Here is a 25,066-nt window from a genome sequence, read left to right as displayed (position 1 = left end):
TTCCTCGGTCAAGTATGCTTGACATAAGGGGGATCGGACGCATGAAGAATTTACTCGCCTATACACTATTGCTCTTGATCGGTTTTGTAACCGCTTTATACTTTGGTTTCTATCATATGATGCCAAAAGCAGCGACGACCTTTGACGATGAACAGACAGGGCTGAAGGATCAGCTTGTGTTCAAATTTAGCCATGTCGTGGCAGATAATACACCAAAAGGACTTGCCGCAAAGAAATTTGCTGAGCTTGTGCACGAAAAATCCGATGGGAAGATCACCATTCAAATTTTCTCCAACGGAAGTCTTTATTCTGATATAGAAGAAATTAATGCACTCAAAGAGAATCAAGTTCAATTTATCGCACCATCTACCTCGAAGCTCGGCATGCTATCCTCTGAGTGGCTGGCACTTGACCTTCCTTTTGCTTTTTCTAATTATGATGCGGTTCAGGAAGGCTTGCACGGTGCAATTGGACAAAGATTGTTTGGCACCCTGCAAAAAGACGGGCTAAAGGGAATGGCGTATTGGACAAATGGCTTTAAGCAAATCACCTCTAATAAAGGTCCAATCAAACAGCCTAGTGATTTAAAAAACCAATCTCTCCGCATTATGCAAAGCGACATGATTGAAAAACAATTCAAACTTCTTGGCGCAAAGCCCTATCAGGAATCGTTTAATTCGACGTTTCAGCTATTAGAAACAAAAAAAGTAGATGGTGAAGAAAATACCATTTCAAATATTTATTCAAAAAAATTCTATCATATACAAGACTATATGACGATCAGTAATCACGGGTATTTAGGCTATGTGGTCTTAACAGATCAATCCTTCTTTGATCGCCAGACACCTGAAACGAAACGAATTTTACTTGAAGCGATGGAAGAAACAACAGCTTGGAATGAAAAACATGCAGAACAGATGAACAAAGATCAGCTGGAGGACATTAAACGGGAATCGCAGATTGCCATTCATGAATTGACGCCAGCAGAAAGACAAAAATGGATGAAAGCCCTCGATCCTTTGTATGAGGAAGCCGAAAAAACCATTGGTTCTACCCTAATCAAACAGATTCGTGAGCTGCGTGCGCGTTATGAACATTCTCCGATCCATGCTTTTCAAGAAGAGGATAAGACCAAATAAAAAATCCCTTTGAGAAAGGGATTTTTTATGCACCAGATTCACTCTGTTCTTGCTGCGTGAGCTCTTCTAATCTTGAGACAATTCTTCGCTTTCGGTATTGCATCATGCCTGTTTCGGCAATACTTTTTAGTTGTGAGCGGTTGGAAACTGCGCCAAATAAAATCCCTGCTACGGGAACAAGCTGAAACAGTTTCTTCCAGCCAAATGAATCTCGGTAATTATAGACTACCTCACGCCATCCTTGGATTTGTGAGAACATGTTTTCGTGTTTCCCTTCGGAAGCATGATAGCTCCTGAGTTCTTTTAATATCGATTTCTTCCCAACCACATCAGCAGAGGTCAACTGTAAGCATTTTATGATGAAGACCCGCTCTTCCTTGTTTTTAGGATCATAGCCATAGGTGACGGCAATATCCTGTAATGTTTTAAGGGAGAGACCAAGTACCGCAGGAATATCTGCAGCCAGTGTAAACATACCACCGACACCCGTTGTCGCCCCTTGTACCGTGGCGAGATTCGTCCTATTTTTCCCCATATGTTCACTAATGGCATCCATGATTTCAATTGGAGCTTTTTCTATATCTTCTATACGCTGAATCGATTCGTCGGCACATTTCTTTTGAAATTGATGGATGATGCCTTTTTCTGATGTCAAATAGGCACCGCCTGATTGAATGTAATGCCCCATTTCATCTAGCAGCACACCGATTTTTTTCTGGATAAAGGCAGGCGTCAGCTTGTCCAGCATTTGAAATGGCAGGCGGCTGAGTTTCTCCCAAAACCATACCTTTTGCTGATCTTTCTCCCACTGTTCAATCTGCTTTAATTGTGCTTTTAGCCACTCTCTTTCCTCCATGCCTTTTTCCTCCTTAGATGCTGCTGAAGTATTTGTTTGTTATTATACACAATCCTTTTCCATCATACGTATAGAACATTGAATCGGTTTCGAAAGGTTTGAAACTTTTTCAAAACGGTTATTGCTTAATACACAAACAAAAAGAGGAGTGATCAACATGTTAGGATTTCTGATTTCATTAGTTGTGGCGATTGTCATCGGCCTTATTGGCAGTGCACTCGCTGGAGGTAGTGTACCAGGAGGATGGATCGGTTCAATGATTGCAGGACTTGCAGGTGCTTGGATTGGTCATGGATTACTTGGAACGTGGGGTCCTAGTTTGGCAGGCTTTGCGATCATTCCAGCAATCTTAGGTGCAGCGATCTTTGTCATCATCTTAAGCCTGATCTTCCGTAGTGTGGGATCAAGGGTATCTTAAAAAAACAAATAACAGAGGAAGCAGTAGGGACACCGTCTATAAAGGCGGTGTTTTTTATGTGTTGGATTGACAAGGTATCTATTTTTTTCACTTACATATGATAAACAAACCTATTAGTTCAGATAGTTGACTTTTCATGAAGATGGGCATATGATGATTAAAAATTGCATCAAGGAAACATTTTGTGCCCAAGCAAAACTTTGTAGAATCTAGGTGATGACATATGACAAACAAATACATCGAGGCACAGGCACACATGTCAGAGGCAGCTGAGCGTGCACTTGAAGGAAAAGTCAAGGGATTTAGAAGACTCCTTCCTTTTCTCGGTCCTGCTTTTATCGCAGCCATTGCTTATATTGATCCAGGAAATTTCGCCACCAACATTGCGGCTGGCTCCAAATATGGATATCTCCTTTTATGGGTCATTCTCATATCAAATCTCATGGCTTTGCTCATCCAGTCTTTATCCGCAAAGCTTGGAATTGCGACAGGCAAAAACTTACCTGAAATCGCACGTGAAGAGTTTCCAAAGCCCGTTTCGATCGGTTTATGGATTCAGGGAGAGCTCGTCATTATTGCCACGGATTTAGCTGAGTTTATCGGGGCGGCACTTGGTTTATACTTGCTCTTTCGAATCCCGCTACTTGAAGCATCCATTATCGCGGCTATCGGTTCATTTGCGATATTGGAGCTGCAAAGACGAGGATATCGAGCATTAGAAGCAGGTATCACAGGCATGTTGTTCGTTGTCGTGATCGCTTTCGCTGTACAAACCTTTGTCGCCAAACCAGATATCGCAAGTGTCGCTGGCGGACTGTTCATTCCAAAATTTGATGGCGCAGACAGCGTGCTGCTTGCAGCTGGAATTTTAGGTGCCACTGTCATGCCTCACGCAATCTACTTACATTCAGCTTTAACCCAAAGAAGAGTCGTCGGCAGAACGGAAAAGGAGAAAAAGCAGATTTTCCGCTTTGAGTTTTTAGATATCCTCATTGCAATGATCGTCGCCGGGGCCATCAATGCCAGCATGTTGATTGTGGCAGCCGCTTTATTTTATAAAAATGGTCTTTTTGTTGAAGATTTGGATGTTGCGTTTCAGCATTTTGGTACACTCGCAGGGCCTGTATCAGCCTTCTTATTTGGTGTAGGTCTGCTTGTAGCAGGACTATCCAGCTCTTCTGTCGGTACATTGTCAGGCGACATCATTATGCAGGGCTTTATTCAATACCGGATCCCGCTGTATGTTCGCCGGCTGATTACCATCATTCCTCCGATTGCGATTATTGCATCTGGAGTGAATCCGACCTCTGCGCTTGTGATGAGTCAGGTCGTCTTATCGTTTGGGATTGCTTTTGCTTTAATTCCGCTCATTTTATTTACAAGTAAAAAACGAATTATGGGTGAATTAACGAATGCCCGCTGGGTGACAGGAATATCTTGGGTGATAGCAGCTCTTGTTGTAGCACTTAATCTCTTCTTAATTGTAGATACGTTTATGTAAAAGACCGTGTTGAGCTGTCTTTTTCTTTCCATTTGGTTATGGTAGAATTCCCCTGAGAGGATGTGGGTACATGTTTGTTTATCAGGATCAAGAGATATCCATGCGGCTGCTTGAGCCAAGAGACGCAAGAAGTCTGTATTTGCTCATCCAGCGGTCGAGAGAGCATTTACGTGAATGGATGCTTTGGGTGGATTCAACGCAAACAGAGGAAGACAGTATGGCGTTTATCCAAGGTGCGATGCAGCAAGCGATGCAGAACAACGGTTTTCAAGCGGGCATTTGGTCACATGGAGAACTTGTCGGCATCATTGGCACCCATCAAATTCATTGGATCAATAGAACCGTTTCAGTCGGCTATTGGCTCGGAGAAGGCCATCAAGGAAAAGGCATCATGACAAAAGCATGCCAAGCAGTCATTCGCTATTTATTTGAAGAGTGCGGGCTGCATCGTATTGAGATTAGGGCTGCTGTCGATAACCAGAAAAGCAGACGCATCCCAGAGCGATTATCCTTTTCGCTTGAGGGAATTTTAAGACAATGTGAATGGCTGGGCAATCGCTTTACCGATCATTGTGTGTACGCCCTTTTACAGCCTGAATATATAAAACAAAAAACGCATTCGATGAATCAGCCCACTTAATTGTGTCGATTGCATGAATTATTTTACAAAGTGAAGCTTTGTAGTATCCGTTGTGATCGGCATCTGATAAAATAGAAGGAAAAATCGAGGTATGATGTATGTCTCTTATTATTTTATTTTACTTATGGATTGTCCCTTTGTTATTTGGTATTTTCTTCTCCTTCCTAACAAAGAAAGCCACCTACAAACGCCGCTTTGTCCCATCCTATAGCATGATAGGACTCAGCATCGTTTTTCTCATTCTGGCACTCGTCTTTTCAGCCAGCCATTTTCTATTTATTTGCGGTATGTTCCTATTTGCCACCACCCTTGTTGGCACAGGCATTCCCTTATTCTTAGCCTTTGGAAAAACACCATCCTAAACAAAAACCACCTTTTCACGATGGAAAGGTGGTTTCTTTTTATTGAAGCGGCATTCGGTATGTCATTGTGGCATTTGGATGTTCTTCAATCGTCTTCATCATGTCTTGAAGGATCTCGGCTGCGCGATCATTTGAGTCATACTTGCCGAGCATCTTTGCCCAGGAAGTACTCCCCAAGATCATCCCTTCAATTTTTTTGCCGCTTACTGAGACTTCTTGGACATGAATCAGCGTTTGTTGGTTTTGTGTGAGGATCCATAGCATGGTTGTTTCTCCTTTTCAATTTGTAATGACTTCTATTTGATTTCTTCTCATTTTAAGCTTTTTTAACTGATAATTCATTTGACCATTGATCATTCATTGAATTTTTCAGCATATATTAAATCTGATTCATTAGGTTCTTCCTTATACTCTTTCACATGACCATCTTTATCATATTTTATGTAAGTCATCTCTCGGCCAGCAATACATTCACACTCATACTTTTTATTTCCATTCTCAAAAAACTCCACTTGATATCCCTCTGTAGTGTTCTTCCTCATATACCCTATTTTTTTCAAACTGCCATTTTGGTAAAACTCCACGTACTTCCCCTGTTTAATACCTTTCTCTACATAGAAATAACTTTCAACATGTCCGTTTTCGTACATATCATAGGCTAGTCCCGTAAATAGTTTTTCTTTCCCTCCTTGAGTATATTCTACAATCGCTAGTTCATAGGGTCCCCCATACTCTAGAGACTTTTCAAACTCAATACCACTTTCTACAACTAACTTCTTTGTCAATATATCATTCAATATTTAAAAACCCTTTCCGTTTCTATGTTTGAACAAAACAAAAAACAGCTGTAAAAAATTATATAATCCGTTTTCACTTGCTCATGAGGTGGCTTCTAGCACTTTCTTGATAATGAAAAATTCCTTCACCATATTCATCACTATCAAATAATTTTCTAAACTCCGATCAACACAAAAAACCTTTTAAGACATTTAGTCATCAAGGTTTTTGTATTTCATAATACTCTAATTCAATGCATCTTCTAATGTTTTCTTTTCATGTTCTAACATACCACTTATGATAATACCACATACTACTTCTTCTTTATCCAAAGCAAATCCTACTGTATCATTTTGTAAAATAGATACTGCATCATTTTCTGAGAATGAAATGAATACCTTATCCCTACCTATATACACGTCTAATTTACCTTTTTCGTCTATATAGGTATTATCATTAGATTCTTCTATCTGAAAACTCGGTACACCTTTAACCATAATTATATCTTCCATATCTAATTTCAAACTTTCCATTTTGTGTACATTTTCACTTAACGTTAGTGTAATTGAACGAATATTACCCGTATATTTCCCTAAACCTATTTCAATTAAAGATTTCTTGAAATCTCCAGTTCTCCAATATATCGTTGGCTCTTTTGATATATTCCAACTACCAAATTCTATATTAATCGGTGTATAAAGATCATATTCAATGTTGATAGGTTGACTGTCTTTATATTCTATTACTTTTAACATCATCATTTCTCCTTTTAAGGCATATACACAGCATGCTTTATTACTGGTAGCAATCCGTCTCCGCGAGGTTTACTAAATATTAATTCCCAATTACCTACCTTCATAATTTCTTCATATTTAATTCCTTGCTTGGCAGCATTGTTAACAGAGCTTTGGAAACTCGACAATAAAGTTTGACTATTTATCGGCATACCATGTGTCGTTGCATCTCTAGTTATATACTCAACCATATGTTTTGTCCCATTAGGGTGCACCCAGAACTTTCCATCAACTGTTGCTAATTCAAAAGATTTTGGGATTTTTGTACCTTCATAAAGTGGTTGAGTAACTTTTATATCCTTCCACACTGTACCATTATCCACATTTTTACCAGTACCACCTTTAATCCCCATCTTCCCATTGAACCCCTTCGCCCCAAACGGTAAAAGCATTCCCAGAGCCGCATTCATACTCGCTTCCTGCTGTTCTTTTGAGATCTTATTCCCAAACATATCACGCCCTGTAATCGCTTCGCTGAAGCCGTTGGTGGCGGTGAGACCATATAAGCCTTTTTGAGATGTTTTTAAGGCGTCAAAGGATTTTTGCGATGTCTTGTAAATATCGACTGCTCTGACTGCGGCTGATGTGGCTTGAGTTGTTTTATAGACGGCTTTACCACCTTTGAAAATACGACCTGCCCATCCGACGATTGGGATATAACCTGCTGCTGCCATACCGCCTGCTGCGACGCGCTGTCCTGCGGTGAGCTCTTCACCTGTGATCGGGTCAACGCCTGTTGCGGCGCGTTTTGCATCGTTCACGCCAGTCAGTTCATTGACGATATTCCCGCCATAATCAAGTGCTTTTTCATACCAAGGACGGTTGGCGAGTGCTTCTTGTTCCTTTGCGATCTCGCGGGCTTCCTGTTGTTCTTTTTTAATGTTGAGATATTCGGAAGTTTGCTTCTCAATATCGCTTTTTGCCTTGTAGATTTCGCTATTTTGATACGCTTTCTTGTCAAAATTCATAGGCGAAATGGCTTTTCCATCATTTGTGGCATTCATCATTTCCGTATACAATGCCATTGTAGCTTGCTGCTCCGTTTCTGACAAAGCATATTCATCTTTTAAATTTTGATCAAGCTCTCTTAGATCTTTGATCGTCTTTTTTCGCTCGTCTTCCGCATCTGCAATTTTTTCATCAAAGGTTTGACTATCAAATACTTCTAGAGAAATGAGGTCGTCGATGTCTTGAAAAATCGTTTTAAGCGCCTTTTTTTGATCCTTCACAATGCTTTTGGCATTTTTGATGCCCATATGTACAGCGTTGTCTAAAAAGTGTTCTTCTACGAAGGTTTCGCCGCCAAAACTCGTATCATCAAGTGTCCCAGAAACACCTTCATGAAAGGCTTTTTGCTTATCAATGAAGCTGATAAACATATCTACATTTCCAGCCAGTTCTTTATAAAAGCTTTTAATGTTATCGGCACCTTTTCCAGTGAAATCATCACCGAGGTTTGCCACGCCTTGAAGTGTCTTTTTCAAGTCTACCATTTGTTCACGGAGTTCCTGGTAGTGTTTTGCCCTTGCGTCCATGGCACTTGTTAGTGCTTTTGCATCAAGTATCTTGCCCAGAAGAAGTCACTCCCTCCATTATTGATCATAAAGTCTATTTTACCTTTCTCAGCGAATTGGAAAAACAGGCTTTAAGTTACAAAAATTATTTCCAAATATTTTAATAGAGATGAAGGCAAGTGACAATTGAAATATTTTTCCTAATCATCGCAAAAAAAGTCAGCCCTCTTTTCAGAAGACCGACTACTTTGTGTTTAGAAAAAGCGTTTGAGGCTTTTCTTGAGTGGAGGGATATCCAGCTCACCTTTTTCAAAGAATTTTTTCAATAAATATTTACTGAAGCCTGCTGCTTGGGTGTAAGTGATTTTCCCAGGTAACGGAGGTTCATTGGCGACAGCGACATCAATAATGACTGGTTTATCGGATTGAAGAGCTGTATCAAAGGCTGGAGCTAATTCTTCATGTGATGACACGGAGATTCCTTTGCCGCCACACGCTTCTGCAAACTTAGCAAAATCAATATCCTCCAGCTCTATACCATAATTTATGTTTCCTTTTACCTGTTGTTCATATTCAATCATCCCTAAATTGTTGTTGTTTAAGATTACGACAACGATCGGCAGCTTATACTTTACAGCTGTCACAAAGTCTTGCATGACCATTGTGAAGCCTCCATCACCACAGACGGCAATGGCTTGTCGGTTCGGTTCATTCAATTTAGCTGAAATCGCACCAGGTAAACCGCAACCCATTGTGGCAAGCCAGCTGGAGATAATGAAATCCTGCTGTTTCATTTCAAAATGACGTGCCATCCATACCGTGACATTACCAACATCAACTGAAAGAATGGCATTGTCCTCGACTGCTTCTTCTAGTCTAGCAATGACTTGCTGCGGTTTAATTGGTGAAGTAGCAACAGATTTTTCTTTATCCATTTCTTCTCGCCACTTCATCATATGCTCTGTACAAGCTTCAAGAAAGCCACGCTGTTCTTTATATTCAATGTAGGAAGTTAGTTCATGCAAACCACTCTTGCTGTCGCTCACAATTCCCACATCTACCGGATACCTTTTGCCGATTTGATCTGGTTTAATATCTAGTTGAATGGCTGGCGTGTCCTCTGGTAAGTAGTCTCTATATGGAAAGGAGGTGCCAAGCATAATTAAGAGATCACATTCTTCCATCGCTTCATATGCCGGCTTCGTTCCAATTTGACCTAAGTTACCTAAAAAGTATGGATGCCTGTCTGGCACAACCCCTTTTGCAGGAAGCGTGATGACGATAGGAGCAGCTGCCTTTTCTGCAAATGAAAGAAGCTCTTCTTTTGCATGTCTTAATCCTTTACCTGCTAAGATGACTGGCTTCTTAGCATTGTTAATCAGCTGAGCTGCCTTTAGCAATTGATCTTTCTTTGGCCGTACTTCTCCCTCAACATACAGAGGAGATGTATAGACGGGTTTACGCTTTATTTTTTGAGAAAATAAGTCATCCGATACGGTAAGAACTGCCACACCTTTATGGGTATAAGCTGCTTTGATGGCTTGATTCAATAAGTCAGGCAGCGCCTCTGCTGTCTGTACCTGCTGATTAAAGACAGCGACATCGTCAAACATTCGCTCCAATTTGATTTCTTGGAATGCGTCTCTGCCTACTTCGGCCGAAGCAACCTGCCCTGCAATTGCTAAAACTGGTGCACCATCTGCTTTTGCATCATACAGCCCATTTAATAAGTGGACAGCACCCGGCCCAGCGATTGATAAGCAGACACCAAGTTTACCTGTTAGTTTGGCATCAGCCGCCGCTGATAGTGCTGCCACTTCTTCATGTCTCGTTTGGATAAATTTTATTTGGCTTGATTCATGCCTAAGTTCTTCAATCAATTCGTTTATACTGTCGCCGGGCATTCCATAAATATGTTTCACGCCCCACTCTTCCAGTAGCGCTGTTACTTCTTTTCCTGCGGTTCTTTGCGGCATGTGAGAAAACTCCTTTTTTCTTACTCCATACCACCGCATCCTTTTGATCAAACGTTTCAACCTGCTCCTGCTACTTTTTAAAATGATAGGGCAGGGTTGCCACCACAATATCCCGCTTCCATAATAGGCGGAATCTTAATAAAAAGGCAGATTGATTATGCAAAATGGTGTGCCATCTTTTTTTCGGTATAAATTGTGGCACGAGGACCATCACTTTATATTGATGGGCATTTGCTTTTGTCTCAACTGTCTCAAGAAATTTATCTAGCGGGTGAATGAGGCTTCGATAGGACGAATGCAGCATCACAAGCCGTACACCGCTATTAAGTTTTTCCCAATCTTCTTCAATTTTCTTATCCTTTTCTTTATCAAAGGATACATGAACCGCTATGACTTGCTCTGATAAAGATTTTGCATACTGAACAGATTGTTCAACAACACGTGTGACTCCTGCTATCGGTACGATGACCACATTTCCTTTAATCTCAACTGGCTCTGTTTCATTCAATAAACGCAGTTGTTCTCCCACAGACAAATAATGCTTTTTAATGGAATGAAAGATAAATAAAACAATAGGCAGGAAAACAAATATTGGCCATACGAGATGGAACTTGGTCAAAATGAGAATCATAAAAACTGTAAAAGAAATCAGTGCTCCGACGATATTGATTGGCATTTTCGTTTTCCAGCCCTGCGGTTTTTCACGAATCCACTTCACACACATGCCGGTCTGCGACAGGGTAAATGGAATAAACACACCGACAGCATATAGCGGGATGAGATGTTCTGTCTTCCCATCAAACAACCAGATGAGCAGCATAGAGGCTACGCCTAGAAAGATAATGCCATTAGAGTAACCAAGCCGGTCTCCTCTTACAGTAAACATACGCGGCATATATTTATCCTTTGCTAAATTGACAGCCAATAACGGAAAGGCTGAAAAGCCGGTATTTGCCGCTAATATTAGAATTAGCGCTGTGACTGCCTGAATCACGTAATAGAAAAACGTACGTCCAAAAGTGTCTGACGCAATTTGTGATACAACCGTTTCTTCTGGCTTTGGCGAGATGCCGAAACCAAATGCAAGCAATGTGACTCCCACAAATAAAACAGCTAGCAATCCACCCATCATCAACAATGTTCTCGCTGCGTTTTGTGCAGCTGGTTTTTTAAAGGATGGAATCGTATTTGAAATGGCTTCTACTCCAGTCAGAGCAGAACAGCCAGATGAAAAAGCTTTTAATAACAAAAATAATGTAATGCCTTGTACGTGTGTGCCTACCGCTGTATGTTCAGGTGCTGGCGGTACGCCGCCTGTTAATAATTTAAAACCGCCTACTCCAATTAATATAAGGAGTGAAAATACAAACAAGTATACAGGATAAGCCAGAATAGATGCCGATTCTGTTAATCCACGGAGGTTGAGCACCATAATCACGATGACCAATACAATTGAGATCAAGACATGATATGGATATAGTGTTGGAAAAGCCGATGTGACGGCATCGGTCCCCGCTGAAATGCTCACTGCTACAGTCAAAATATAGTCTACAAGCAATGATCCGCCAGCGATCAATCCCGGTTTTTCACCTAGGTTTCTGCTAGAGACGATATATGCCCCGCCGCCTTCTGGATAAGCATAAATGATCTGGCGGTAAGACAGAATTAACGCCATTAAAAGAATTAATACACAACCTGCAATCGGGAGTGAGTACCAAAATGCTGCTGCACTAACGACAGAAAGTACAATTAAGATTTGTTCTGTACCATATGCAACCGATGATAATGCGTCTGATGACAATAATGCCAACGCTTTGATTTTTGATAGTTTTTGTTCTCCTGCTGCCTGTGATTTTAATGGTTTACCAATTAAAATACGCTTCATCAAACTGTACATGTGATGCCCGCTCCTTTAGTGTCAAACGATTTAAGTTGCAAAAGATGGATCGCCAAAAAGACACAGAGGCAATAGAATGCCCCTGTGTCTATTGTTTAGATCACAGGTTGGTCTTTGCTCTCTTTAACGCTTACGAGGTTAGCTGACGGATTCGGGCGCATGAGACTTTGCCCTACCTTAAAAGGATTCACCCCACATGGTGTTTTATACCACCAAAATTGGTTCCCCCGCTCATCGAAATGATTCAGCGATTGGTCTTTTATAAAAGAGATCATACTCCCGTTTGACACCAAAGTAAAGAGATTTTTTCGAGGTCTTTTGACCGTTTATTAATCAGACTTTTTGCGGTTTTTTCGTACGAAATAAACAATCATCACAACGACAAAAATGATCAGTACAGCGATACATGCAAAGTAAATCCAAGAATCACCGACGCCTTGCTTTTCACCTTTTTTAAGATCATTTTTTGCATTGCTGACTGTTTGGTGATTAGAGAACACATCTTTGTTTTTGCTTTCTATTGCAACTGTTGCGGTCTCAGTATTTGTTTGAAGGAATCGAATCACTTCATTTGATATATCAGCGTCAGCTGCCGTCATTCCTGAAAAAACGGTCATGGTTTGTTCTTTATTCCATACGGATGGCTGCGTCCATACAATACGAGCTGTTGTTTCGTTGATCATGCCAAATGAGGATACATCATATTGACCCTTTTTCGCTGGAACGATGAGATCATCTGCTTTTTCTTTTAAAAGAGAGAATGTCTGGATGCCTCCGATGAAAATGAGAGAGTTCTTTTTCAATTGTTCATTTGTCACATTCGATGCTTCAATTAAATGATATTGAGCAGCTTCCGGCTGACTAAATGATTCGGTCAGCATAGCCATTTGATTGATTGAGGCTTGATTGATTTGATCTGGCATAATGATCAATGTGTTTCCTTGCTCCGTTTCTGAAGTGTAAGGAAGCGGCCATGCGGCTAAGTCCGGTGTATCACTAGTTGTTCCTTCTGGTATTTGAAGAGAGCTGTTCTTATCAATGTAAATCCAGCCTTCTTCATCTGTATGTCTACAGGATTCCATGTTTTTAAAACCTGTTGTGACAAACTGTAAGTCCACATATTCGTTCTTTTGAAGCACTTGTGAATCTACTGGAATCGACACATGGTAGAACCCATTCTCATCTTTGTTTCCTAGTTTTGTTAACGGTACGTCGTGCGGTTCGTTATTGATCATCACTGTTAGACGCTCTGCTTTGTTCGCTGGATCTGATTTTTTAAATGATAGATTTAGTTTTGCACCTGATTTTTGTTGAGCCATTAATGCTTTCGGATAATAGTAATGATCAGATGCTGTCTTTTTGGTTCCAACTTTGACATCATCTGCGCCAAAATCTATTAAACGAATATGATGCGATGGCTTAGAAGCACTAGCTGTCACCTTTTGCAGCAGCAAGTCTGTTCCAGTGAGCTGACCTGTCAGTTCTGGCTGAGTCAAGACATTGATTTTTTCAGCAATTGTCTTTGGCTGCTTAGCAGTGACAAATAAAATGGGCTGTTCTTTTTTCTTTGCTGTCAGGGTTCTCACCGCTAACGTAAGTTGATCGCCTTCTGTTTTAATTCCAGCCGCTTGCTCGAGCGATTTTATTCGTCCATTCCAGCTTCCTTTTGCTCCAACAGCAATAGTTGGGTGCGCAATTTGCTCGACGTCCTTTTCTTGAACGAGTTTGAGGTCTGCTAGGCGGTCTTTGTTTTTCAACGTACGATATACTTTCATAGCCGCTTCTAATTCAGCCGCTTCTGGTTTATTTGGAATCACAATATCTGTTTGTTCTTCCTGATCACCTGATGGAATAAATGGTGAAGGGAAGCTGTCTAACGTCACGTCTTTCGTTTGAACTCCTTTGAACGCCAGCTCACTTTCAGGATATACTTTCAGCCAATTGGCAGGCGTCTCTTGGTTGATACACACACCTTCTTTTAACACACCATAAAATGCGAGCTGAATTTGATGAGATCCTTTTTTCAGTTGCGTTTTGTTCAATTTGATTTGAATCGATTTTTTTGGGTTTTTCCCTGATACAGGGATCGTTTTTTCAATCTCTCCATCGATCATCACTGTGAAAGATGATGGCGATATTAGTAATGGTGAAGCCTCTATATTTAATGTAAGAGTGCTAGACTCTACTTTTTCTTTCTCCATTTGATAGGAAAATTCAGTGCGGTCTTCTTGACCATACAAGGTCACCACATCTTCTGATAGATGCTGCGTTTCTGTTTGATTTCCTTTTGATGAGTGAACCCAATCGTCTTTCACTTGTACTCGATTGGATTGCGCCATTGCTTGACTTGCCATGAAAAAAGGCTGAATGGCAAGGGATAGCGCTAATATTAAAAACATCCATTTGACCGATTTCAATTTGTCACCCGCTTTTCTTTTGTTGTTGATCGTAACGCTCTGTTTTGTACCATTTCACTTCTTGTTTCAATAATCGGCTCTTCACCTCTACACATAAGGAGTACACGACAAGCGCAATCCATACTTGAGAATAGGTGAAGTACATGAGGACCACAATGAGAATATTTTGTTTGGTGAGCTCTGTTTTCTCAATACTTAATGTAATCATCACTTCTGTTAGAAAGAGGAAGAAGGCTAATCCCCAAAGGATTAGTGCGACAGCCCCTACAGATAAATGAAGATCAACAAATAGGTTTACAATAAAGATGCCATTTGAGAGCAGAACGCCGAAGAAAAATAAGAAATACGTAAAGAAGAAATAAAACAAATCGAAAACCATTCGTTTTCGTTTCAGCTTCATAAACTGCCTTAAAAATTTAAGGACAACATATTGATTCCCTCTAGCCCAGCGCGTTCTTTGCCGCCACCAGACCTTCCATGTCTCAGGCTCTTGTTCCCATGTGATCGCAGCTGGAAAAAATCGAATCACATATCCCAGGTTATACACACGGATCGTTAATTCGGTGTCCTCGGCCAAAGCTTGGACATCCCAGCCGCCGAGCTCTTCTAAAATGTGCCGGCGGATGGCGAAGTTGGTACCTGGTATTGTCGCAATACCAAACCATTTCCATCTCCCGCCCTGCGCCATCCATTGGAAACAGATGGTCTCAATATTAATAAATTTGGTCAGCAAATTTTTGGTTGCATTGATCACCCTGAATTTCCCGACAACAGCGCCTGCTTTTGGGTCATTTAATAATCCAAGAACCAAATGATAGACAGCCTTTGGTTCAGGCATGTTATCTGCATCGTATACGCAAATCACTTCTCCTGTTGAAGCCTTCAAACCTTCATTCAGTGCAGTGGATTTTCCCTTCCCTGCAAATGGCGGCTTCGTTTCAATCATATGGACATGATCATATTGCTCACTGAATGATTGCACAATCTCTCCTGTGCGATCAGAAGAATTGTCATTAATCACAATGATTTCAAGGAGGTGTTTAGGATAAGATAGCTGAACCATCGCTTTTAATGTCTGCCGAATGACGACCTCTTCATTATGAGCAGGAATCAGGATACTGACGGTCGGCAGCTCTTTCCCTTGTTTTGTCCATTTAGGCAGCACTTTTTCATAGGTGAGGTAATGCTGAAAGCCGCCCTGCATGAGAAACATGTGGTATAGAAGCATGATCCAAATGAGCATTAATGAAAGATAAAATAAGACATCAGCCACCTAATTTTCTCTCCTTAAAAATTCGTTTTTTCATTGTCAGTCTTAAATACAATGTGTATAAAGCAAATGCCGCAATAAACAGCATGACCACGACCGTGAGAATTCTCAGCATATTTTCCATGCCACTTCGTTTGACTGTTTTTGTTTCGGCGATGTTGGATTCCTCTACTTGAATATGTCCATTCCCAGATGTTTGGATTTTTACATGTGCAGTTTGGACCGTCTGTTTTGTTTTCTTTACATCCAGCCATTCGCTAGAAGGGATTGCCTCCATCTGTGTGATTAAATTCTGTAACCCTGCTATCCCTAACTCCACGTCATAGGACAGCCCGATTGCGGCTGATTGCAGATGCTGCACGGATTGAATCGTCTGTTCAGTTAAAACATTTGAACCTTCTTTGTCAGACACTTGCTCAACTTGCTGCTGAGGATATAAGGTCATGCTGTGTAACATGGCAGGAGACGTCACGAGCGGCGATGCACCGGCTGTTTTCCAAGTGCGGTCTGACAGCTGCACCTGTCCAAATAGGCTGGATACATGCTTTGAAATTACTTCATAACCTTTTTGTGATATCGCATCATGCGGCACCTCGAACGCAAGAGGATATAAGCCTTGCCTAGCAAGAAGCTCAATGCCCTTTGTCAGTTTTTCTTCTGTATAGGCGACTTCTTGCTGCTGATTCAATTTGGTATACGTATGAAAGTCTTTTTCATTTGGGAATTGGCTTTTACTTCGTTTCTTCTCTGCATTTTTTGGATCATTTGTCGTGATGGGCTGATCATATTTTGCATCCCAGAACTCAAATCCCTGACCAGATTCCTCCGTTCGATACGTACGGCTAAAGCCATGAAGAATGATACTCGCTCCATTTTCTTGCAATTGTTTTAACACATTCACGAGCTTCGGGCGGTCGCTCAGTGTGACTTCATCACCTGTTGCTCGATCTATCCAAACAGGGGTCACTGCAATTTGATAAGGAATATGCTGTGCGGATACGTATTGTCCAAGTTCTAGTAGCTTCTTCTCGTCACTTGCTGGACTGATGTTCCCGAGCATTAAGTATTTTGTCTTCATTTGCACAGAAGATGGCATGTATTTTTCTAGCACTTCTGCAAGAAGCTTGTTGTGTTGCACGACATCTAAGATACCGATATATGCCGTACCTTCTTTTGTCTGAGTCACAAATGGCAGATCAGATTGACGTTTTTTCACTAGAAATTCATTTTCCAAGTCTGTCCCTCGAACCGTTAACACATTGATCCTTCTCTCTAGCTGACGGTATGTCTGATCATGTGTATGTTTCAATTGACTGATATGATCTTGTTTGTGAAAAGTAAGCTTGGAGAATGGGCGAAGCTGTTCCGCATTGTATCCAATGGCGATGAATTGCTGTGATTCGTTCATCGCACGAATGGTTTGTTTTGACAGGGTTCTCTTTATTTCTCCAAGATAAATGACTTGCTGAAATTCATTCATCCTCTTTTCAGCCAAATGTTCATCAGATACAATCGTCATCTGTTTTGAAAAATGACCGGCGAGTAGATCCAGCATATGAACGGCTGGAGTCACTTCCCCCGATGGTGTGGAATAAACGATCAGTGTATTTGGCTGCGTGACGAGCGCATCGGCTGAAGCCATGTGTTTAAACGAAAGAATCGAAAAAAGCGTGATCATCAAACAACATTTCATCAAAGAATTAAAGTTCATTCATCATCATCTCTTTTTCTAGTTCTTCTAAAAACTGCTCTGGCGTACGATAATCCGAGCTGCTTGTTAAATGACAGACATGAAATGTCAAGGTCACTTCACGACCGTTTAATAGGACATGCGTTTGCAGTTTATCCTTTAGCTTATCAAGGACAACTGACACATTTTCTTCTGGTGTATGGGTTAGCAGCAAGCCCATTCGTTCTTCAGATAACCGAAATTTTTTATCGGTTTCTCTTACGCTTTCGCGTATCTTGAGACTTAATTGCTGAAATAGATGCTGCATTTCTTTTTCTCCATATAACGATTTGAATTCCGCTGCGTAATTCATATGAAGAAGGATAAAGACAAATGGCTGTTTGTACCGTTCTGCCCGTTTCATTTCCTCGGATAATTCGAGCTTCATCCGCTCAGCATTGTCAAATCCTGTTGTCGAGTCAATCGCCACAAATTGTTTGATGGCCTGCTTTTGTTGTTCAATGGTGTGACGCAGCGTATTGATCCGTTCATGCAAGCTTCCCGCTGAAATAGCGAAAAAAAGAAGTGCTACGCCCCAAATTACTACATCTTGCAATGTTTGATTTGAAAAAAGGGAATTTTCATGACCAAGCTCTGTAAAGAACATGACGCTTCCAATAAAGAACAAAAACAGTAAGGTGAAAATTAATGCTGGTAGGATACCAAATAAAATACCACAGCCTAACACGACAAATGTCAGTGCGATGATCATAAAGCTCTCCGCATCTTGTACGTTAAGGTAGCCCATAAACAAAATAAGGCCTGCAAACGTGAGGAGCAGAGAATAGTACAAGCGATACGTGTTACTGAACAACCGATTCATTTAGAAGCTCCCTTTCTGCAATTAAAGGCAATAAGTTATCAAATGAGTGTGTCTCTTTTTCGTTCATGTATCCTCCGTAGTAAGGCTTGAGAGGATCTTGAGTTTGTAATTCTTTCATGCGGTGATAGACAGTCTTTGCGAATTTCAGCTCGTTTTGTTTAAGGGCATACAAAATGACGAGTGCATATACCGAAGGCGATTCATATGTGACAGATGGCTTCAATGTGCTCAGTTTGTATCTTCCGTACAGTTTGCCTTCTTGTTTAAACGACGTTTTAAGCCATTTCATGATCTCGGACGTATTCACCTTTGCATGATATGCATGTAAAGCTGTATAAAGTTGATCGATCATATTGATTTCTTGATCGAATGAATAGGTTTTTTTCTTTATGTCATAGGATTTAGGAAAGAATCCTTTTTTTCTCGGTGCTTGTTTTAGAATGGCTAATTGGTTACTGGTCATTTGTTTCGTGAATATTTGGAGGGATTCCAATTCTTTGATTGCTTTTGGGTCTATATATGAGAGTGTGATTGTATGTGAAGTTCGATTGGTTGATGCATCATAATAATCGGACAATATGCCTTTGAACATGTTTTTTTCTTTTAACGCTTGAGCGATTTCTTTTGCTGTCGTTTGATACGCTGACTTCTTCCACAAATGATTTGCCTTTTGAAGTGCCGTCACTACACGTAAATCATCGACTAAAGCATTGGCCTTATTTTTTTGATCGGATTCAATTTGCCAGCTGAGAAGATGATGGTCTAGTAAAAATCGATCTTGCAGAACATCAAATTGTTGGTCAAATGAATTTTGATCTTTTTTTCGAACAAGATATTCCATCCAAAGTCCAAGTGATTCAGATAAGTAGATGTGCTGCTCTGCAAAAGAGGTGCGAATTAAGCCTTGATCTGTCATTAAGTGGTGAGTGATAAAATATTCTCCAGGCAAAACGGGCTGAGATGATACTGGATCAGCTGATTCTTTCTGCTGTTCCCAGGTACATCCGCCTAGTAGAATGACAATGAGTAAAACAATTGCTGTACGATATATGCGTGTATGCATTCGTGTCCCCTTTCAATTCCGCGTTCTCTAAGCATCTAACGATTTATTATAGAGCGTTTTTGTTTAAATTTAAATGAATATTTTATGCCAAATTACGAGCCTTTTCGCATATTTATTCCCATTTTCAGAAAAACAATATATCTATATACTTAATAATACTGAAAAACCCATGCGTTTCCGCACGGGTTTTTATAGAACTATTGATCTAATTTTAACTTCTTTAATTGTTCAGCTAGTGCGTTATTAATTGGTTCTTCCACTTTCTTTTGTTTCTTCATATATTTAGACACATCGTGCTTACTGGCTTTCTTTTGATTGGATTGAGATTTGCGTTTTTCGAAGACAGACAGTTTTTCTCTATGGCCGCATACACAAGCAAAGATTTTGCCATCGCCTTCTCCGCGCAGCTCGAGCTTTTTATGACAGTTCGGGCAGCGTGCGTTTGTTTTCTTCGCCACATTTTTACGATGGCCGCATTCTCGGTCCTGGCAAACGAGCATCGTGCCATGTTTTCCATTCACTTTCAGCATGAGTTTACCGCAGTCTGGACAATGGGTGCCAGTGACATTGTCATGCTTAAAGGTCTGGTTCGTCTGTTTGATTTCAGATACAGCTTGTTTGGCATATGACTTCATTTCACTCATGAATTGAGAAGCTTTCAATTGCCCTTTGGCGATTTTAGAAAGCTTTTGTTCCCATTCCGCTGTTAATGCAGGAGACTTTAAGTCCTCAGGCACTAACGAGAGCAGCTGCTTCCCTTTCGATGTGATGAAAATGTCTTTGCCCTTTTTCTCGATTAAGAAGCTATTGAACAGCTTTTCAATAATATCGGCTCTTGTTGCTACTGTTCCTAGTCCACCTGTTTCACCAAGGGTTTTCACTAAGTCCTTTTCCTCGTTCTGCATAAATGCCGCTGGGTTTTCCATAGCAGATAATAGGGTCGCTTCATTAAAACGTGCAGGAGGTTTCGTTTCTCCTCTTGTCTCTTTCAGCTGTCGTACATCTAGTGACTGTCCTTCTGAAAGCAGCGGCAAATGTTGATCTGCCTCGGCTGATTCCTCTTCTTCATATGAGTCATCGTACACGGCTTTCCAGCCAGCTGCTTGCACGGTTTTCCCTTTTGCTGTGAACGTTTCACTGCCTATTTTGGTGATGACCGTTGTTTCCTCATACTCGAAAGGATTCATGAGTACCGCAAGGAATCGTTTGGCAATGAGGTCATATAATTTACGCTCTTTATCGCTTAATACTCCTGGGTACAGCTCTTCCTCGGTTGGAATAATCGCATGGTGATCTGACACTTTGGCATCATTGACGAAGCCTTTGTGCGCTTTGACACCTGATTGTAAAATCCGGTTCACATGCTGGGCGTACGGTCTGACGTTCATTCCTTTTAAACGATCTTTTAATGTAGGAACGATATCCGCTGAAATAAATCGTGAATCTGTACGTGGATATGTTACGAGCTTATGCTGCTCATACAATCGCTGAAGCGTAGATAATGTTTCTTTGGCTGAAAAACCATAGCGTTTATGTGCATCACGCTGCAATTCAGTCAGATCGTACAGTCCCGGCGCGAAAGCTTTTTTCGCTGTTTTTTTCAACGCATCAACCACTGCTGGTTTTCCTTCGCAGGCTGTCAAGCGTTCTTTGATCACACTCTCTTGGAATGTCCGGTTTTGCTTTGTTTTGGCATCCTGCCATGTCAAAGTCAGTCCATCTACTTGTGCAGTCAATCCATAGAACGGCTTCGGCTGAAATTGCTGAATGTCTTCTTCTCGTTTGGCGATCATGGCGATCGTTGGTGTTTGCACCCGTCCGCAGGAAAGCTGTGCATTGAACTTCGTTGTCAGCGCTCTTGTTGCGTTGATGCCGACAATCCAGTCTGCCTCTGCACGTGCAACGGCTGAGCGATACAGGTTATCGTATTCTTTGCCGTCTTTTAATCGTTTGAAGCCTTCTTGAATGGCTTTGTCCGTGACAGATGAGATCCATAATCGTTTCAAAGGCTTTTTCACATGCGCTTTTTCAAGAATCCATCGAGCGACAAGCTCCCCTTCACGTCCAGCATCTGTTGCGATGACAATGTCTTTGACATCTTTCCTCGCAAGCTGCGCTTTCACTGCTTGGAATTGTTTTCCTGTCTTTTTCATCACCACAAGCTTAAGCGGTTCGGGAATGATTGGTAAATCCTCTAAACGCCAGGATTGAAATTCTTTTCCGTAGCCTTCTGGATCAGCCAGTGTGACCAAATGGCCAAGCGCCCACGTCACAATGTATTGATCTCCTTCTAAAAAGCCATTTCCTTTTTTATGACACTTCAGTACACGTGCAAGATCACGTCCGACTGAAGGTTTCTCTGCTAATACAACTGTTTTTGACACTAGATTTCACATCTCTTTCTTCTATCCATCCTTTTATTATAGCAGACGTGGAGATGCGGTTCTAATGGCGAACATCAATTAGAAATGGATTTGTAACAGCAGAGTAAGAACAACACTGAAACTCATTCAGCAAATCACTCGCCGTAAGAGTTTGGAGTGCCGCTCAATCAACATTTTTCCAAAAGTTCGCTCTATGGGATATATTTTTTAAGCATAAAAAAACACCTCAAGATGAAAAAAGGTGTTTATTTCGCAGAATTATTTTGAGGCTTAAAGCTTAGCTCACAGTCTTTGCAGTACAAATAACTAACTTTTTTTTCTCTTAACCCAGACAAATAAATAAAGATGATGAAAAACAAAATAATTCCAATCGTCTCTTTTATAAAAGGGATAAACACTATTTTTGTTATCATATAAGGTATATAAAAAGAAATACCTAAAATGAGAAGTATTGAAACACAACCTGCACTTTTTACTCTCTTTCCCACACGATTACTATTACACCTAGGACATCTTTGCCATTCCAAAAAAACAACCTTCCTTCCAAATTTATGTATAATTTATCATATCATGAAATATATCCCTTTTTTGATCATTTTATTATTTAAGATGAAGCTCGATTCATTTAATCAAATAATTTTTAAAATCTAGAAACGTAGCATCATTCCCATTTTTTAAAAATAACATGAACATATTTTGAATTTTTCGTAGATTTTAGCATGTCCAGACGATCTTTCGTTTATATTAGAAGATGAGAAACTAGCTTTTATACAGGAGGATTTGTTTATGCATACAAGTATTAGCCGTCTTCGAAAGGCGGGTTTTATTGAGGGTATGTCTCTTTTAACCCTTCTTTTAATTGCCATGCCTCTGAAATATTTTGCGGATATTCCGATGGCAGTCACCATTGTAGGCTCTCTTCATGGCGCATTGTTTGTCATCTATATGCTGATTTTGGCATATGTGACCTTTAAAGTTCGCTGGCATTTGAAATGGTCGATCGCTGGTTTTTTTGCGGCGTTCATTCCTTTCGGCAACTTCGCCTATGATAAGGTGCTCCGCCAGTATGATACAAAAGCTTAATCAAAAAGGGCTAAAACGAAATTCATTTTAGCCCTTTTTCTACACACTGAAGTATTTTTTAAATCGAGGCATATTTCACTATGGCTGCTTGACGCGTCATTTCGTGATATGCCACCCATAATTCATCACCTGGCAGTACGCTGGTGATTGGATCGATTGGCTGTTTCACTTCATACATCATGCCATCTCGCTCAATCTGAATGATCGCTAGCGGCTGGTTGCCGATGACACCAGCAAATGCGACATGGGTCACTTTTGCACTTCCTTGTTTCTCTTGCATGAGACTGATTTCTTTATCCAGCTCTTCTTGTTTTGTCTGCATCGTGATTTGAGTTCCTGGCGAGACATCCATATGATCAGGGATGAATTGACTGACCGTTTTTGTGATGGACTGATCTCCGCTAGAAACCGTCACATCTAGCATGATCGGCTTCTGACCATGAATCGTGACTGGATATTGCTTCACCCGCTGGATGGTTCCTGTTAATGTCACGTCTTTCCCCGATCGATTCCGCACTTCATGGCCATAGGCTGCCATTTTCAACTGACCGCTAATGTCGACGAGGTCGGCTTTTTCTCCTGTTCTAAATTCAAAACCAGCGGCTTGAATCATCGGAATGGTATACCTTTTCTGATCTGCTTCAAATGTAAGCGATAAGACCGTGCCTCGTCCTACGGTTCCATATGATTCTATATTTCTTAAAACAGCGCCTTTGATGAACTTTGGCTCACTTGTCTGTGAGAAGTCCCCCTCTTTTAAGAGCATCGCCTTTTTCTTCTTCGGATTGTAGAGAATGGCGATACGCTGACCCGGCTGCGGTATTTGGGTGTAGGATACAACCGTTTTAACTGCCTTCTCGATATTTTCCCCATCGTATTGAAATTGCAGCTGCATTTTGACAAGCGGCTGTTCGTTGATGTAGGTACCCGTTTCTTTGACAGATACAATATTGGCTTCTAATGTGACACTGTCTTTCATCTTGTTCTTTCTCACCAGTCTCAAAATCGGCGGCAGGAAGATGGCTAGCACAAATAACAGCAGTGGAATAAACAGCCATATCGCCCAGTTGAGAATGAGCGGTCCGCCTTTCATGACATATTGCATAAAGGTGTCTACAGACGTTTGGTGAGCAGGACTGGCGTTTTCGATTGAGATCATTTTTTTCAAAGGAAATTCCTTTAGCTCTTTGCTCTTCGTCTCAAATGCACCCGTTAATTGATTGTCGATTGAATAATAGATCCAATCGCTTTTCACATTTTTATTGAAAGAGAGTCCTTCTCTTTGTAACGTTTCATATGAAAACGACTGCAAAAGTTTGCTGACGGACGTCGTCTTATTCGTGCGGTGGTTATAAATATAACCAGTCAGCTTGCCTTTTGCTTCGTCCTTTGCTGTAGAGCCTGCAAGAAGAACTTCTTCCTCATTAAGCTGGTAGATAAGGGTTTGATAAATCGGTTTTGGTGTTGGAACGACTTCCCCAAGCCTTCCCTCTGCATTCACTTTCCTTGGTCTTTTTGGATAGTTAGATTCGACAGCGACTGCAAAGTTTTGGGATGTTCCGATCGTTTTTTCCAGCTGCTGCTCCACTTTATCTTCAATGAGGCTAAACGGTTCAGCGTTTTTGGAGACATAGACCCCAAGCTGATTCTTATCGTTTGAGACTCCGCTGACATATGCCTTCTGGTCATTTTTCAAAGTCAATTCAAATATAGGAATAGGCGTCTGTCCTCTAAAGGAATTCATGACAACATCCATAGAGACTGGCCTTGCTGGCAGCTTTAGCTCGCTTAGATTGTGCACATGAAACTGACCATACTTTAGCTCACCAAGGACTGCAGCGGCGCCTTCCATTTCTCCTGTAAACACAAGCCGTCCATTCCATTGATATGTATTCGTTTTTAAAAACGAGGGTATCTGTAGATTTTGCTTAACGAGCTCTTTCTTTTCTCCGCTTGGCGTTAGTTTCTCGATCAACAGCTGCCCGTCTTTATTTTTTAAAGCAAGTAAGAGATTGTTACCTTGAATGGGTGGCAGCATTTCATTAAACGAATCGCTTGCTGTCGTCCATTCACTAATTCTTTTTCCTGATTGAGGATCATACATTTCAAAATGGAGCTGCTGGTCTTTTGATACAGCACTCACCACTCGTTTTCCTTCATCAAATGTAAATATTCGTTTGACGTCATATTCCGTCACTTTCCCTGCTGACAAATCATCTTGGTAATGGTTCCACACCAAGACACTAAGAATGATCGCTGGAATAAAGAAGACAATATATCTGAGAAAAATCACTGGTATTCTTTTCACTTGATCGCTTCCTTTCATGAGGTTCCTTTATCTTATACGTCAGTGCAACGAGAATGTTTCATGCTAGAAGAATACCATTCCAGCCTTTAAGTTCCATATTTTACAAACTTGGTAG

At 40.9% G+C, this 25,066-nt stretch carries 20 protein-coding genes and 1 riboswitch; of the genes, 6 read left to right on the top strand and 14 right to left on the bottom strand.

All coding sequences use genetic code 11. The features are described 5' to 3' along the window. Positions 1 to 41 precede the first annotated feature (41 nt). The gene (locus MHH41_RS02425; protein WP_137055552.1) at positions 42 to 1,139 is read left to right on the top strand and encodes a DctP family TRAP transporter solute-binding subunit; all 1,098 of its coding nucleotides are present in this window, start codon (positions 42 to 44) and stop codon (positions 1,137 to 1,139) included. A 25-nt stretch (positions 1,140 to 1,164) separates the two neighbouring features. On the opposite strand, the gene MHH41_RS02420 is transcribed toward MHH41_RS02425, so the two are convergent. Beyond that, a complete protein-coding gene (locus tag MHH41_RS02420) occupies positions 1,165 to 1,995 on the bottom strand; it encodes an EcsC family protein (RefSeq protein ID WP_126741652.1) in 831 nt (276 codons plus the stop codon). Positions 1,996 to 2,152: 157 nt separating this feature from the next. Between MHH41_RS02420 and MHH41_RS02415 the strand changes: the two genes are divergently transcribed. The 4 genes from MHH41_RS02415 (at position 2,153) to MHH41_RS02400 (ending at position 4,916) form a co-directional block, all read left to right on the top strand. After that, complete coding sequence (locus MHH41_RS02415; protein WP_003214275.1) at positions 2,153 to 2,413, top strand: GlsB/YeaQ/YmgE family stress response membrane protein; 261 nt, start codon at positions 2,153 to 2,155, stop codon at positions 2,411 to 2,413. A gap of 223 nt (positions 2,414 to 2,636) precedes the next feature. Then, positions 2,637 to 3,914 carry an Nramp family divalent metal transporter gene (locus tag MHH41_RS02410; RefSeq protein WP_340865546.1) on the top strand — a complete coding sequence of 426 codons (1,278 nt, stop codon included), beginning with the start codon at positions 2,637 to 2,639 and terminating at the stop codon, positions 3,912 to 3,914. 70 nt (positions 3,915 to 3,984) lie between these two features. Then, positions 3,985 to 4,554 (top strand): GNAT family N-acetyltransferase, encoded by a 570-nt coding sequence (locus MHH41_RS02405; protein WP_003213957.1) that lies wholly within the window; start codon positions 3,985 to 3,987, stop codon positions 4,552 to 4,554. Positions 4,555 to 4,652: 98 nt separating this feature from the next. After that, on the top strand, positions 4,653 to 4,916 hold the full coding sequence (locus MHH41_RS02400; protein WP_003214365.1) for a hypothetical protein: 264 nt from the start codon (positions 4,653 to 4,655) through the stop codon (positions 4,914 to 4,916). A 39-nt stretch (positions 4,917 to 4,955) separates the two neighbouring features. Here the strand turns inward: MHH41_RS02400 and MHH41_RS02395 are convergent, their stop codons facing one another. The 12 genes from MHH41_RS02395 to MHH41_RS02340 form a co-directional block, all read right to left on the bottom strand. Continuing rightward, positions 4,956 to 5,180, bottom strand: coding sequence for a hypothetical protein (locus MHH41_RS02395; RefSeq protein ID WP_003214145.1), 225 nt, complete (start codon positions 5,178 to 5,180; stop codon positions 4,956 to 4,958). Positions 5,181 to 5,269: 89 nt separating this feature from the next. After that, entirely contained in the window at positions 5,270 to 5,716 is a 447-nt protein-coding gene (locus tag MHH41_RS02390) for a toxin-antitoxin system YwqK family antitoxin (protein WP_339162339.1), read from the bottom strand. Between the two features lie 222 nt (positions 5,717 to 5,938). Continuing rightward, positions 5,939 to 6,448, bottom strand: a complete 510-nt coding sequence (locus MHH41_RS02385) for a hypothetical protein (protein ID WP_050945533.1) — start codon at positions 6,446 to 6,448, stop codon at positions 5,939 to 5,941. Positions 6,449 to 6,462: 14 nt separating this feature from the next. Continuing rightward, entirely contained in the window at positions 6,463 to 8,022 is a 1,560-nt protein-coding gene (locus MHH41_RS02380) for a ribonuclease YeeF family protein (RefSeq protein WP_445213991.1), read from the bottom strand. 233 nt (positions 8,023 to 8,255) lie between these two features. Beyond that, complete coding sequence (locus MHH41_RS02375; protein ID WP_335356141.1) at positions 8,256 to 9,977, bottom strand: pyruvate oxidase; 1,722 nt, start codon at positions 9,975 to 9,977, stop codon at positions 8,256 to 8,258. Between the two features lie 70 nt (positions 9,978 to 10,047). Further along, a complete protein-coding gene (locus MHH41_RS02370) occupies positions 10,048 to 11,874 on the bottom strand; it encodes an APC family permease (RefSeq protein WP_212046400.1) in 1,827 nt (608 codons plus the stop codon). Between the two features lie 112 nt (positions 11,875 to 11,986). After that, positions 11,987 to 12,134, bottom strand: a riboswitch (cyclic di-AMP (ydaO/yuaA leader). Positions 12,135 to 12,203: 69 nt separating this feature from the next. Then, positions 12,204 to 14,291, bottom strand: coding sequence for a cellulose biosynthesis cyclic di-GMP-binding regulatory protein BcsB (locus tag MHH41_RS02365; protein ID WP_339161261.1), 2,088 nt, complete (start codon positions 14,289 to 14,291; stop codon positions 12,204 to 12,206). Between the two features lie 4 nt (positions 14,292 to 14,295). Beyond that, entirely contained in the window at positions 14,296 to 15,534 is a 1,239-nt protein-coding gene (locus MHH41_RS02360) for a glycosyltransferase family 2 protein (protein WP_249118349.1), read from the bottom strand. 22 nt (positions 15,535 to 15,556) lie between these two features. Next, complete coding sequence (locus MHH41_RS02355; RefSeq protein ID WP_340865541.1) at positions 15,557 to 17,272, bottom strand: DUF2334 domain-containing protein; 1,716 nt, start codon at positions 17,270 to 17,272, stop codon at positions 15,557 to 15,559. Then, on the bottom strand, positions 17,262 to 18,113 hold the full coding sequence (locus tag MHH41_RS02350) for a GGDEF domain-containing protein (protein WP_034620220.1): 852 nt from the start codon (positions 18,111 to 18,113) through the stop codon (positions 17,262 to 17,264). Before MHH41_RS02350 ends, MHH41_RS02355 begins: the two co-directional genes overlap by 11 nt. Then, positions 18,094 to 19,176, bottom strand: coding sequence for a glycosyl hydrolase family 8 (locus tag MHH41_RS02345; RefSeq protein ID WP_340865540.1), 1,083 nt, complete (start codon positions 19,174 to 19,176; stop codon positions 18,094 to 18,096). Before MHH41_RS02345 ends, MHH41_RS02350 begins: the two co-directional genes overlap by 20 nt. Before the next feature lie 197 nt (positions 19,177 to 19,373). Then, positions 19,374 to 21,560, bottom strand: coding sequence for a DNA topoisomerase III (locus tag MHH41_RS02340; protein WP_003214040.1), 2,187 nt, complete (start codon positions 21,558 to 21,560; stop codon positions 19,374 to 19,376). A 786-nt stretch (positions 21,561 to 22,346) separates the two neighbouring features. Between MHH41_RS02340 and MHH41_RS02335 the strand changes: the two genes are divergently transcribed. Then, positions 22,347 to 22,643, top strand: coding sequence for a DUF3817 domain-containing protein (locus tag MHH41_RS02335; RefSeq protein WP_003214125.1), 297 nt, complete (start codon positions 22,347 to 22,349; stop codon positions 22,641 to 22,643). Positions 22,644 to 22,701: 58 nt separating this feature from the next. Here MHH41_RS02335 and MHH41_RS02330 read toward each other — a convergent pair whose 3' ends face one another. Next, positions 22,702 to 24,951, bottom strand: coding sequence for a hypothetical protein (locus tag MHH41_RS02330; protein WP_340865539.1), 2,250 nt, complete (start codon positions 24,949 to 24,951; stop codon positions 22,702 to 22,704). Between the last annotated feature and the right edge of the window lie 115 nt (positions 24,952 to 25,066).

It is taken from the genome of Bacillus sp. FSL K6-1145 (assembly GCF_038003425.1).
Taxonomy (GTDB): Bacteria; Bacillota; Bacilli; order Bacillales; family Bacillaceae; genus Bacillus; species Bacillus pumilus.
The sequence above is the reverse complement of the archived record's forward strand: the minus strand, read 5'-3'. Positions and strand labels throughout refer to the sequence as shown.